Source organism: Pseudoalteromonas sp. APC 3495, assembly GCF_030407645.1.
In the GTDB taxonomy this organism is placed as follows: domain Bacteria; phylum Pseudomonadota; class Gammaproteobacteria; order Enterobacterales; family Alteromonadaceae; genus Pseudoalteromonas; species Pseudoalteromonas tetraodonis.
Window position 1 is genome coordinate 40,253 of the sequence record NZ_JASDDA010000015.1, and the last position, 13,272, is coordinate 53,524.

10 protein-coding genes are annotated in these 13,272 nt (G+C 39.7%); 5 read left to right on the forward strand and 5 right to left on the reverse strand.

All coding sequences use genetic code 11. The features are described from left to right. Positions 1–89 precede the first annotated feature (89 nt). The gene (gene yfcC / locus QL984_RS08350) at positions 90–1,493 is read left to right on the forward strand and encodes a putative basic amino acid antiporter YfcC (protein WP_036956147.1); all 1,404 of its coding nucleotides are present in this window, start codon (positions 90–92) and stop codon (positions 1,491–1,493) included. Between the two features lie 12 nt (positions 1,494–1,505). Continuing rightward, complete coding sequence (gene iadA, locus QL984_RS08355; protein WP_013464620.1) at positions 1,506–2,672, forward strand: beta-aspartyl-peptidase; 1,167 nt, start codon at positions 1,506–1,508, stop codon at positions 2,670–2,672. 117 nt (positions 2,673–2,789) lie between these two features. Here iadA and QL984_RS08360 read toward each other — a convergent pair whose 3' ends face one another. The 4 genes from QL984_RS08360 to QL984_RS08375 form a co-directional block, all read right to left on the reverse strand. After that, positions 2,790–5,063 carry an EAL domain-containing protein gene (locus tag QL984_RS08360; protein ID WP_016899758.1) on the reverse strand — a complete coding sequence of 758 codons (2,274 nt, stop codon included), beginning with the start codon at positions 5,061–5,063 and terminating at the stop codon, positions 2,790–2,792. Between the two features lie 120 nt (positions 5,064–5,183). Next, the gene (locus QL984_RS08365; RefSeq protein WP_013464618.1) at positions 5,184–5,489 is read right to left on the reverse strand and encodes a DUF3240 family protein; all 306 of its coding nucleotides are present in this window, start codon (positions 5,487–5,489) and stop codon (positions 5,184–5,186) included. Further along, positions 5,482–8,556: a CusA/CzcA family heavy metal efflux RND transporter gene (locus QL984_RS08370; RefSeq protein WP_036956145.1), complete on the reverse strand. Its 3,075-nt coding sequence runs from the start codon at positions 8,554–8,556 to the stop codon at positions 5,482–5,484. The genes QL984_RS08365 and QL984_RS08370 overlap by 8 nt, the downstream gene beginning before the upstream one ends. Next, positions 8,557–9,609: a hypothetical protein gene (locus QL984_RS08375; protein ID WP_232311340.1), complete on the reverse strand. Its 1,053-nt coding sequence runs from the start codon at positions 9,607–9,609 to the stop codon at positions 8,557–8,559. Positions 9,610–9,792: 183 nt separating this feature from the next. Here QL984_RS08375 and QL984_RS08380 point away from each other — a divergent pair, with 183 nt between their 5' ends. The 3 genes from QL984_RS08380 (at position 9,793) to QL984_RS08390 (ending at position 11,816) form a co-directional block, all read left to right on the forward strand. Next, complete coding sequence (locus tag QL984_RS08380; protein WP_138764277.1) at positions 9,793–10,320, forward strand: LuxR C-terminal-related transcriptional regulator; 528 nt, start codon at positions 9,793–9,795, stop codon at positions 10,318–10,320. 122 nt (positions 10,321–10,442) lie between these two features. Then, a complete protein-coding gene (locus QL984_RS08385; protein WP_036956142.1) occupies positions 10,443–11,357 on the forward strand; it encodes a M14 family metallocarboxypeptidase in 915 nt (304 codons plus the stop codon). Between the two features lie 51 nt (positions 11,358–11,408). After that, positions 11,409–11,816: a hypothetical protein gene (locus QL984_RS08390; RefSeq protein ID WP_024601174.1), complete on the forward strand. Its 408-nt coding sequence runs from the start codon at positions 11,409–11,411 to the stop codon at positions 11,814–11,816. Between the two features lie 44 nt (positions 11,817–11,860). On the opposite strand, the gene ccoG is transcribed toward QL984_RS08390, so the two are convergent. Then, the gene (gene ccoG / locus QL984_RS08395; protein WP_036956140.1) at positions 11,861–13,243 is read right to left on the reverse strand and encodes a cytochrome c oxidase accessory protein CcoG; all 1,383 of its coding nucleotides are present in this window, start codon (positions 13,241–13,243) and stop codon (positions 11,861–11,863) included. Positions 13,244–13,272 lie beyond the last annotated feature (29 nt).

A 13,272-nucleotide genomic window follows, 5' to 3' on the forward strand; every position in this document is an offset into this window, starting at 1 on the left:
GGCTACAGTGACACTGCCTATTAAGTGCTAAAGTACGTTTAAGCGTTTATTTACGCATCAACACAATGACCTTTTATTAAAGTGAAATTATGAAACAAAAACAATTTTCTATGCCCGATGCAAGCATCATTTTGCTTTGCGTGGCTGTGATTGCCTATATGGCCACGGTATTTATTACCCCTGGGGTATTTAATGCAGAGCCTGACAGCCATACTGTGCAGCTTTCACAATATCAAGCAGTTAACGACCAACAATCACCACCTGTTTTTGCACAAGGTGGCGAGATTGGTTTAGCTAATGTATTGTTTGAAGGCCTCGTATCGGGTGATAAATATGGTGCAGCGATTGGCGTAATGGCGTTTATTTTAATCACTGGCGGTGCCTTTGGCATTATTATGAAAACCGGTGCGATTAATAACGGCATTATGGCACTTATTAATAAGACCCAGCGGGTTGAATGGCTGTTTATTCCCTTACTGTTTTTACTATTTTCGTTAGGCGGCGCGGTATTTGGTATGGGTGAAGAGGCTATTGCCTTTTGTATTGTGCTGCTCCCTATTATGCAACAACTTGGCTACGACGCTAAAGTCACTGTACTTACAACTTATGTGGCCACGCAAATAGGCTTTGCCACCTCATGGATGAACCCGTTTAGCATTGCTATAGCGCAATCGATAGCTGAAATCCCAGTGTTTTCAGGTGCGGGCTTTCGTATGTTAGCATGGGCTTGTTTTACCCTTGTAGGCCTTGTGTTTACTATGCGCTATGCAAAACGGATAAAAACACAACCCCAAAAAACGGGTGATCAGCCAACGATTAAACTTAGCCTAGCCGATGCACTCACATTATTAGTGTTTGTATTGGGCATAGCTTGGGTTGTATGGGGGGTGATGGCGCGCCAATATTATATTCCTGAGCTTGCTGCACAGTTTTTTTGCATTGGCCTTATCAGTGCAATAATTGCCATCGTGTTTAAAAAGCTAACCGCGAATGAGTGCGCGGATGCGTTTAAACACGGTGCACAAGAATTATTGCCAGCGGCGTTATTGGTCGCATTGGCTAAAGGCATTGTATTACTATTAGGGGGTAGTGATTTAACCACTCCCTCAACCCTCAACACCCTGCTTTATTACTGTGCAAACAGCATAGCCAGTGTGCCAGATTACATTGCAGCTTGGGGAATGCTGGTGTTTCAAAGTGTATTTAACTTTTTTGTTTCATCGGGTTCAGGGCAAGCTGCCATCACTATGCCACTGATGTCTCCACTTGGCGATTTGCTCAATGTATCAAGGCAAATTGTGGTATTGGCCTTTCAATTAGGCGATGGATTAACCAACATTTTAATTCCCACCTCAGCTAGTTTAATTGGTTGTTTAGGGGTAGTGAAATTAGATTGGGGAGAATGGGCTGCGTTTATTTGGCGCTTTGCCCTAGCACTTTTTGTATTAGCAAGCGGCTTTATATTTCTTGCTTACTTTATTAATTATCAATAAAAAGAATTTGTTATGTTAACTTTAATTCAAGGTGCAACCGTTTATGCACCTACCTTCCTAGGCACACAAGATGTTTTAATTGGCGGTGGTAAAATCATTGCTATTGACGAAAATATAACCCTCGACAGCAGTGTACTCGTCAAACGGATTGCCGGTAAAAATAAGCTGGTTGCGCCGGGGTTTGTTGATTCTTTAGTGCATATTACCGGTGGCGGTGGCGAGGCTGGATTTGCCAGCCGCACCCCTGAAATGAACCTAACCGATGCAACCTTATCGGGCACCACCACGGTGGTGGCCGCACTGGGTACCGATTCAAGCTCACGTACACTGACCAACTTGGTTGCCAAAGCAAAAGGCCTAAAAGAGCAAGGGCTGAATGTATTTTGCCATACCGGTTCGTATCATTTACCCGCGAAAACACTCACCCACTCAATTACTGACGACATCATGTATATAGAGGAGTTTATAGGTGTTGGCGAAGTGGCGATTTCTGATCATCGTAGTAGCCAACCTACGGTACAGCAATTAGCAGAATTGGCAGCAGAGGCCAAAGTAGCCGGTATGCTCAGTGGTAAAAAAGGCACTGTGAGTATTCATGTTGGCCCTGTTGATAGCCATTTAACTATTTTACATCAGGTGGCTGAGCAAAGTGATATTAAGCTTAAACAGTTTTATCCTACGCATATGAACCGCAATAAAGCACTTCTTGATGCCGGTATTCACTTTTGTGATCAGGGCGGTACTATCGACTTTACCACCAGCACAACCGACTATGATTTAGCCCATGGTGAATATGCAGCAGCCCATGCCCTTGCCTACTGCTTAGAACAAGGCGTAGCACCAAATCAACTCACTATGAGCTCAGATGGCCATGCCAGTTTACCTATTTTTGATAAAGACTTTAATTTATTAGGGCTTGAGGTGGGCAAAGAGGCATCTTTATTAACCTCGTTTCAGCAAGCAGTCAAAGAATATAACGTCCCTATTGAGCACGCTTTAATGAGCATAACCAGTAATCCTGCCGATATTTTAGGAGTTGATAAAGGCCGTCTTAAAGCAGCGAGCGACGCGGATGTTGTCCTTCTCGATAAAGAGACCCTAACCCCTGAGTATGTATGGGCTAACGGCACATTAATGGTGCAAAACACCCATGCAGTTATAAAAGGAGTGTTTGAATAAGCTAGTACAGCTAAAATGCTGCTGAGATATTTCAGCAGCATTTAACACCAAAGAGTTTTTTACCCTAGTTTAAACAAATATCAATCCAACAAGGTCACTAGAACCTAGTTGTTAAATTCAGCTACTTTTCGCCGTAGCTAAGTTTTTTGTCGTAAAAAGCAGACCATTTTGATTTATATATTCAGCATAAACCTGAGCACTCATAGGTTTAGAAAAGTAATAGCCTTGAAACTCTTTACATCCCATTTCGGACATTATTAGGACCTGTTCTTCGGTTTCTACTCCCTCGGCTACACACTTAATATTAAGTTCATCACACATCACATGCACGGCTTTAACTAAGCTTTTTTGGCGTGTAGAGCTTGTAACCTTACTTATTAAAGAGCGATCCAATTTAAGTTTATCAATGGGATAATCAGCAAGTCGTGCAATATTCGAGTATCCAACACCAAAATCATCCACTGTAATAGTGAACCCCCAATCTTGCAGAGTTTGCATAAGTTTTAGAGAGTGAACTTGGTTAGCCTCAAGTGACGTTTCAGTAAGCTCTAATTCTATTTGATTCGGTTTTACATTAAAATCCGCCAAATATTTTACCAACTTTGACATAAAATCAGCTTGGCTAAAATCGAGTAAAGATATGTTTATTGCTACGGGTAAAAGTGGCAAACCAACTTTACTCCATTGGGCAATTTGAGCGCAGACTTTTTGAATAATTAAGTCCGTTAATCGGCTAATCATTCTATACTCTTCTGCAATAGGAATAAATACAGCGGGCGATACACTGCCAAGTACAGAGCTATGCCAACGAGCTAATGCTTCAAGCCCTATACATTCACCTTTTGCATTCACTTTAGGTTGATAATGTACTGACAGATCATTTTGTTGCAAAGCTTCATCAAGTAACATGGAAATTTCATACTTTTCCATAAAGGCCTGTGATTGTTTTTGATTGTAACCATTAAATGGCGAGTTATAGTCTGCGAGTTTGAGCGCCTCACACGCATTACTAAGAACAATCGCACTATTTTCACCATGCTCAGGACACTTAGCAAAACCAAATAAAAATGATTGTTGGTAATTAGTACCAAACACATCATAAGCTTGATCTAAGGTGCTTTTAATTTGTATTAATAACTTGTTTTGCTGTTCACTTGAGCTTGAACCAATAATAAAGCCAAGTTTGCCACCTTCTATAGACGCACAAAGCAAAGGCCCCTCTGACATTGCTTTTAAGCGCTTATAAGCAGTAATTAGCAATGATTGCGAGTCAGCTTTGTTAAGTTTTAAATTTAAATATTCACTATTTGCGCTTTGTGTAACGACAATATAAAACCCTTTTTGGTATTTAGACGTTAACCTATCGCATTGCATTTCAAACCACTCTCGATTAGGCAATTTCGTTTGCGAGTCTCTAAACCTTAGACGTTTGTTCTCTTGCTCCATCATAGACAAGTTTTGTTTAATTAACTGCTCTTGCGTGCAATCATAAAAGTCATACACTCGATAATTTGTACTCATTGCTATTTGCTGATAATTACTCTTATAGTAGCGACTCTTATATTCTATGATTTGATTTTTTATATTTAACTCTTTGCTATTAAGTGCAGGGAATAACCCATCAATTCTGACAGCCTTTTCTTTCAAGCTGTTTTTTAATCCAAACATTTCAATAGCATGTTGATTTAAATCTGTAATTACTAAATTTTCGTCGACAATAATTTTAGCTTTATTAGATTCAGTAAATAAGGTGCGATAAAGCTCGTTTTTATCTTTAAGGAAGCTATTAGCATTTAACATGGTTTTGTTTAAACGTTTGGCAGCAACAATTGTTCGCGCAGTGGCAAGTGGGATACAAATATTAAAAAATAAAAATATTAGGCCTGTAATATATAAGTCAGCTTCTGGTAATTGGCTTGCTATTCCTGAATAGCCGGATAAATCAACATTATTAATAATCATGTAAAAAGGTATGATGTTTAAAATACCGTAGGCCAAAGCCGTTCTGTAACCGAGTAGCATAAGAGCAATGATGGGACATGAATACATAAACATAGAACCCACCTTGGCAAGCTCTAAGTCAGTTAAAAATAAATTCATTGATAAACTACCGGCAACGATAGTTAATAGAAGTGCATTTGCACTAAATGTGTAAAATCGCTTACTTGCTAATAAAAGACTAAAAGCAATAGTGAAAAAACTAATAGTAATAACTGCAATATAAATTAGGTTAAATTCAATTGCGCGGGTGTATGTATAACAAACGACCAAAAAACATAGCAAAGTAACGAGCGTTAAAATTATCCGTAGTGCACTCACCCGCCAGTGTGCGACTTCATCATGGGCAGTATGATGATCGTTAAGTAAGAAGTACTTATTGAGAAAGTGCATAATAAAAATCAGTTAAGACATATCGCCTCATTAAACATTGATAAGTTGTTAAGATCAATTAAATAAGCTCAAATATCAATCCAATTGAAGTAGCTTATAAAATAAACCTAATACAAAAAGCTAAACAATATGCCCGCTTTCAACTATAGGCGTAACCCAATATTTTAACGGCGTGTACTTACAAACAGGGCTTAACGCCGTTTTTACTATGGCAAGTTCAGGTAATAATATATGCACCTCAAACTGATAAAAGCTGCGATGCCCTTCTACTTGCTCGGCAATGTCAAATTCACTGTGCTCTTTACTGTAGCCTTCAATGTTTTTTAAGTTAAAGCCGGTAATGCAGTCTATGCCAATTAATATATCAACCACGTCATCTTTTATGTTTGTGGGTACATTTAGGGTAAAAAGTAACTGTTCAGCCATGTTTTTTCTCCAACCAACCATAAAAGATAGGTAATAAATAAAGTGTTGTAATTGTTGAGGTAATTAACCCGCCAATAACCACAATCGCCAATGGCTTTTGAATCTCAGCGCCGGGGCCGGTGGCAAATACCAGTGGCAGTAAACCAAACATGGCGGTTGTGGCTGTCATTAACACTGGGCGAAGGCGTCTGCTTGCGCCATCTAAAATGCGCTGCGTTACATTGGCAGAAAACATTTTTATTTGCTCAAAGTAGCTGATCATCACAATACCATTGAGTACCGCTACGCCAAGTAAAGCAACAAAACCAACCGATGCAGGCACCGAGAGGTATTCATTACTAATAAATAGGGCAATCACTCCCCCCATTAATGCAAACGGAATATTAGCAATTATCAGCGTTGATTTAGATAAGGATTTAAACGTGGTAAATAAAATAATGAAAATCAGTATTAATGCCACAGGAATAAGCACCAGCAAGTTTTGTGTTGCACGTTGCTGGCTTTCAAATTCGCCACCAAACGACAAGGTAAAACCACTGGGTAACTTTATGCTGCTATTAATTTTAGCTTCCAGTTCATTTACATAACTAACCACATCGCGGTTATCCACATTAACGCTTACAGAAGCAAAGCGCTTTGCTTTTTCTCGCTCTATTAACAATGGCCCCGTTTTAAAGCTAATATTAGCCACCTCTTCAAGTGGTAGTAGGCTGTTGTCGGGCATTAAAATTAACTTTTGTTTTAATGCGCTCATTGACGATAACTCAAAGTGTGCTGCGCTTTCGCCTTTTTGTGCATTAAACACAATAGGGATCACGCGGTTTCCTTCTTGCAGTGCCGATACCTGTAGGCCTTCTAATTGCGACTTTAAATAATCGCTTAATCCTTCGGTGGTTAAACCAAACTGACTGGCAATCTCAGGAATAAGTTTAATATTTACGTATTTACCCCCTTCGATAAGCGCCATTTGCACATCACTTGCACCGTCAATATTAGTGGCAAGTGCCGTGATTTTTTCAGCTAATGAGGCAAGTGTCGCAATGTTATTACCGAATACTTTAATCGAAATATCACCGGTGCCACCGGTGAGCATTTCTGATACCCGCATTTGTATTGGCTGAGTAAAGCCAATATTTACCCCTGGAAATTGCGTAAGTGTTTGTCGAATATCCTCGATTAGCAGCGCTTTGGAGTCAAAACGCCACGTATCTTTTGGCGCTAATTCCATAAACACATCGGTTTCGTTTAAACCCATAGGATCAAGCCCGAGTTCATCGGATCCGGTACGGGCAACAATTTGTACGATTTCTGGGGTGTTTTTTAACAGTGTGGCTTCAATTTGTTTATCGATATCCAGCGAGGCTTGCAAGGAAATACTCGGCGATTTTTCCAGTTGCACAATAATGTCGCCTTCATCTAAAACGGGCATAAAGCTTTTACCAAGTCCCTGAAATAACACCCCACTGAGCACTAAAACAGCTACCGATATAACACTAATAGCCACCGGCTTTTTAATTGCTTGGGCAAGTGTTTTAGTATAAAAACCTTGTAATAGCGTGACCATTTTAGGCTGGGTTACGGGTTCATTTTTTAATAACAATGAGGCTAAAATTGGAATAACCGTTAACGACAACAACAGCGCACTTAGCATGGCAAACACGATAGTGAGCGCCACTGGGGTAAATAACTTGCCCTCTAACCCTGTTAACATTAATAGCGGTGAAAACACGATAATAATAATAATTGTGCCTGAGAACACTGGCGCCGCGACTTCTTTACAGGCGCGATAAATAACATGCAGCCGAGGGAGGTGCTGATTGTTAGCCAACCGATTCACTATATTTTCAACAATAACTACCGATGAGTCCACCAGCATACCAATGGCAATCACTAAGCCGCCTAAACTCATTAAATTAGCCGATAAATCAAACTGCTTCATCATTATAAATGTCAGCAATGCCGACATAGGTAAAGACAAAGACACCACCAATGAAGAGCGAATATCACCTAAAAACAAGGCAAGTAGCACTATCACTAAAATAATCGCTTGGCCTAATGCGCTGGTAATGGTGCTAATTGCGGTATTTATTAAGTTAGAACGGTCGTAAAACACATTAATTTTTGTGCCTTGCGGTAATGACGCTTCAATAGTGCGAAGTTTATCTTTTACATCTGCAACAACTTGCGCTGTATTACTATTTTTAAGCGCAATTATAAGCCCTTGTACCGCCTCTTCACTGTTTTTAGTGACTGCGCCATAACGGGTTAAACTGCCAACATGTACCGTGGCAATATCACTTAACCGAATAACCTTATTTTGAGTGGACTTAATCACGGTATTTTCAATGGCGGTTATATCGGTGTATTTGCCCTCAGTGCGCAGAATTAAGGTGTCGTTGCCTTTTTCTAAGCGCCCTATGCCACCGTTTTGATTCGTTTGCGTGATTGCCAACTTCATTTCATCAAAGCTGACTTGATGCTGTTGCATCAATAAAGTATTGGGAAGTATTTCATAGGTTTTTGAAAAGCCGCCAAGGCTATTTACATCAGCAACGCCGGTTACAGTGCGCAGTAATGGACGAATTTGCCAATCTAAAAGCTCTCTTTTTTCAATCAGCGATAAGTGAGTACTTTCTATAGTAAACATGAACACCTCGCTCAAAGGCGTGCTCATTGGCGCCATGCCGCCACTAATATTACTGGGCAAGGTGGGCAAAATATTTAATAAACGCTCATTAACTTGCTGACGGGCCCAATAAATGTCGGTGCCCTCTTCAAAGTCAATGGTAATATCGGTAATAGAATACTTAGTGGTAGAGCGCAGCATTTGCTGTGACGGAATACCCAGTAATTCGGTTTCAATCACCCGTGTTACTTGCGATTCTATTTCAAGGGCGTTCATGCCGGGTAATTTGTAAACTATTTTAACTTGGGTGGGCGATATTTCTGGAAAAGCATCCACCGGAATACTTAACCAAGATTTAGCACCAATGGCCATAGCAACAATAACAAAAATACTAACAAACAAACGCTGAGTAAGTGAAAACTTAATAAGCTGGTTTAACATTTACTCTCTCCCTAAGTGAAGCAACATACCCTGTAGCGCACTTACCGAGCTTATTAGTACCTGCTGATCATCTAGGTTTTTGTTAGCAGTAAATACATAGTCTTTGCCTTGTGTACCCTTGAGCTCAATCGGCAGTAACTCAAGCTTATCGCCAGACTTTAAAGCAATGTAATTAACATCTTCAAATTCAAACACCGCTGACTTTGCTATTTTAAAGCCCGTTAATTTATTTACCGGTGTGACTTTGATAGTTTGCCCCAGTCTAAGCTGGCACTCATTTGAGCTTGGCGACGCCCACACTATTTGATGGTATTTATCTGCAATACTGTCATAGCTCTCAATATTTAAGCTGCAACTTTGTGACAGCTTGAAATGCGCTAACGTGTTGGAAAAACTAAGAGGGACTTTAATCTTAACGCGAATACTACTTGCATCGATAATATCAAACGCGGTGTCACCCATCACACGGTTTCCCGACTCATTAGTGAGTTTTAAAATGCCCGTTTTTGGACTCACTAAGGTCACGTTTTCATTATCATCAATGTTTAAAAATGCCATTTGATGTTGCATATGTTCAAAATTTAGCTTGGCTTCAAAATAGCTTTTTGTGATTTCAACCCATTCAGAACTTCTTATTATTTTGTTTTTTAAGTGTTGTTGGTTTATGTCGTAATGGCTTTTAGCAATAGCGAGCATGTCTTTTGCTGATTGATAGGCATCTAAAAAATGGTGTACATCACTGCCCTCAACGCTTGCAATAGTGGCGCCCTTTTCAACCATGCTGCCGTTAGGGTATAAGTAACGAACCTGCTGTACATCAAACGCAAACAGCACCGTATAATTGACCCCAGGTTTGAAATTGACTTCACCAATTAAACTTTGCCCGTTAATAAACTCTGTTTTTTGAATCGGCGCAAATTCAACATCAAAACCACTGAGTGACGAAAGCCTTACAGGTGCTAAATTTTGCGAAGCAAACACAGGATTAAATGTTAATAAAGTCACCGTAAAGAAGAAAAATAACGTATATTGAATACGCAAAAAATGACGCATTTTTTTTGTAAAATTTAACAGCATTTCGTTTGTTCACATTTGATTAATTTTATAGAATCAACCATGACTTTTTTAGACGGTTAAATCATCAGGCAAACGCCTTAACGTACCCAAAAATAGCGAAAATTACGCTATGGTACATTTGTCCATTGTATTTATAAGGCATTGATAATAGAGGTTTTAATGAGAGACAAGTTAATAGCAGCCACCTTGTTAATAATAATGGTGCTAAACTTTTTTGATGTACTAACGGATATACATTTAGGCGTGCCGCAGTGGCATATTTTTTCTGAGGGCTTAATCGTTGTCATTTCTGCAGCCTGTGCTATTTACTTAATTAGCGATATTCGTGCGCGTACTGCCAATATTAATGCGCTGAAACAAGAATTAGTGCATTCAAAAAAAGAACTTAAAAACATATCACAGGCAATGATGGATGCGCGTCATGAATACAGTGGTGTTATTCAAACCCAATTTTCACAATGGACATTGACTCGCAGTGAGCAAGAAGTCGCGATGTTATTACTTAAAGGCTTAAGCTTTAAAGAAATAAGCGTACTAAGAAACACAAAAGAAAAAACCGTACGCCAACAAGCGTCCGATATTTACAGCAAAGCCGATGTAGAAGGCCGACATGAATTTGCTGCATGGTTTTTAGAAGACTTTATGCAACAAAGGCACTATCCGCATTCAAGCTCAGCCATTAACTAATGCAGTGACTATCGCATATACTTGCGCGCTATTTTAGTCAGCGTTAAGCTAACGCTTTATTTTCGTCATTATGGTCTATGTGCTCTATAGCCCGCAGAGATAATTCAACGTAAAGGTTTAATATGAATAACAGTACCTACCCTATTGGCAACCCTGGTGAAAAGTGGAATAACAATCATAAACTCCAATGGCTTGAAGCCCAGAAAATTAAACGTAGTTATAACGATGAAGTATTAACGCTAATTAATGAGCTAAAAGATACGCTTGTTGTAGATCAATATGGTGAACTTAATTATGCTCAAAACAGTTACCCTTTGTTTGCATTAAAAACCCAACACTTTGATAAAAATAAACACACAGTGCTAATCACTGGCGGCGTACATGGCTACGAAACCAGCGGAGTACACGGTGCGTTAAGGTTTGCAAAAACATTGGCAACTCAATACGCAGAGAAATTTAATCTAGTGATTACTCCCTGCATTAGCCCATGGGGTTATGAAACAATAAACCGCTGGAACCCAGAGGCAATTGATCCAAACCGTTCTTTTTATGAAGGCAGCCCAGCGCAAGAATCTGCATTGGTAATGAATTATGTGCAATCTTTAAATACTGATTTAATCGCGCATATCGATTTGCATGAAACCACTGATTCAGATAACAGTGAATTTCGCCCTGCACTTGCAGCGCGCGAAGGTAAAATAAATACTAATTGGAATATACCAGACGGTTTTTATTTAGTCGCTGACAGCAACAAACCAGAGCCTGCTTTTCAAAAAGCTATTATTGAATGTGTTGAAAAGGTCACACACATCGCTCCAAGCGATGAAAATAAACAATTAATTGGTGTACCTCAAGAACAATTTGGGGTAATAAACTATGCAGCAAAAGAGTTAGGTTTATGCATGGGGTTATCTGATGCAACCTACGTTACAACCACTGAAGTTTACCCAGATAGTGCAACGGCCAACCCTGAAGAGTGCATATTAGCGCAAGTTGCGGCAATTTCGGGTGCGTTGGACTACATTATTAATAAGTAATAGTTATGGTATTCATCAGCACATAGTAAGGTGCAGACAAAGGAGCGGTTATTGGAATTTAAAAATAATTACGGCAGTTACAGTTTTTATGTTGAGGGTAATATTGTTATTGCGCAATTTAAAGGCAACTTAAACCCTGAGTTATTAAATCACTTTAAAGCCGCTCTGTTAGACACCATTGCAACGTTTAAACATCAACCTTGGGGCTATATTAGCCACTCGCCCGACGTTGTGGCCGCCACCCCTGACGCTGAAAAAAATATGATCGATGTTAGCCAAACAATGGGGATAAATAATTGCATAATGAGTGCCTTTATACTCACCTCTCCCATAGCCATAAGGCAACTACAACGTATTATGCACAGCTCAGGACGTGACGCTCATTTACAAGATTGCTTATTTGATGACTTGCCAAGCGCTAAGGCATTTATAAAAAGTCAGCTTACCTCAGCCGAGTAAATTAATTACACGACCGAGGTATAGTCAACGAAAAACCGAATGGGCTAGTTTTTATAAAACTGACTCTCTTTAGTAATTGAAATGCTATTGTCCTCTTGTGCGGTAATTTTAAACTGCAGCTTACTCACCTTCGTGGGTATATCATATCCATCGGCAGTAACCGTTACAGGAACACTTTTCATCAACCCTGGCTCTACCAACACAGCGTTAGGACTTTGCAAGCTCGCACCTTCTAACCCACTAATTGAAATAGAATAATGCAGAGGTTGCTGCGTTTTGTTAATGATGGTGAGTGTATAAGGGTTTTCTACTAACCCTTCATAATTTACCCGATACAGTGCGTTTCTGTCTCTAAGTACTGAGGCTTCGATAGGCGTACGTTGTAGCATCCAAGCAAACATAGAAATAATTAACAGCGCAGTTAAAGCGCCATAGCCCACTAACTTGAGCCTAAATGGATTAGTTTTTTGCCCCGCCATTTGCTTTTCACTGGCGTATTTAATTAAGCCTTTTTCGTAGCCAAACTTATCCATGGTATCGTCACAGGCATCAATACATAAGCCACAGTTAATACATTCATATTGCAGTCCATTGCGAATATCAATCCCAGCAGGACATACTTCAACACATAAGTTACAGTCTACACAGTCACCTAAATTAAGCGCTTTAGGATCGGCTTTACGTTTACGTGGGCCGCGGTTTTCACCTCGTTCGCTATCATAGGTTACCACCAGCGTGTATTTATCAAACATAACAGATTGAAAGCGCGAATACGGACACGCTACTGTACACATTTTTTCTCGTAAAAAACCTGCGTTGCCATAGGTACAAAATGCAAATAAAAACACCCAAAAACTGGTGATCCCAGACCATTCAAAATTAACCATTTCTAGGTATAAGGTTTTAGCTGGAATAAAATACGCTAAAAAAGAAGTGGCAGTTAAGAGTGAAATAACCAGCCATGCACTGTGCTTAATAATTTTTTTACGCCACTTGGTAATATCCCATGGGCTTTTATCAAGCTTAATACGCTGGTTACGCGTCCCCTCAATACGTTGTTCCACCCAAGAGAACATCAACATCCAAATTGTTTGCGGGCAAGTATAGCCGCACCACACACGGCCAAGCCAATTGGTCACAAAAAATAACGCAAACGCCCCCACCATAAATAGCATGGCGAGAATCATAAAGTCTTGAGGTAATAAGGTTAGGCCAAAAATAGTAAACTTTTGAGTGGCCACATCCAATAAAACCGCTTGCTGACCGTTATATTGAATCCAAGGAATGGCGATAAAGCTGAGCATTAGTAGCCAACCTAAATTACGGCGTATACGCTGAAAAAACCCTTTTTGCTCGCGTATATAAATCGGCCCTTCTTCTTTGTAGGGCTTAATGATCATGTCTTCTTCTTTAATATCAAACTTCATGTTACTTACTTAATAGTGACGGGTATTAA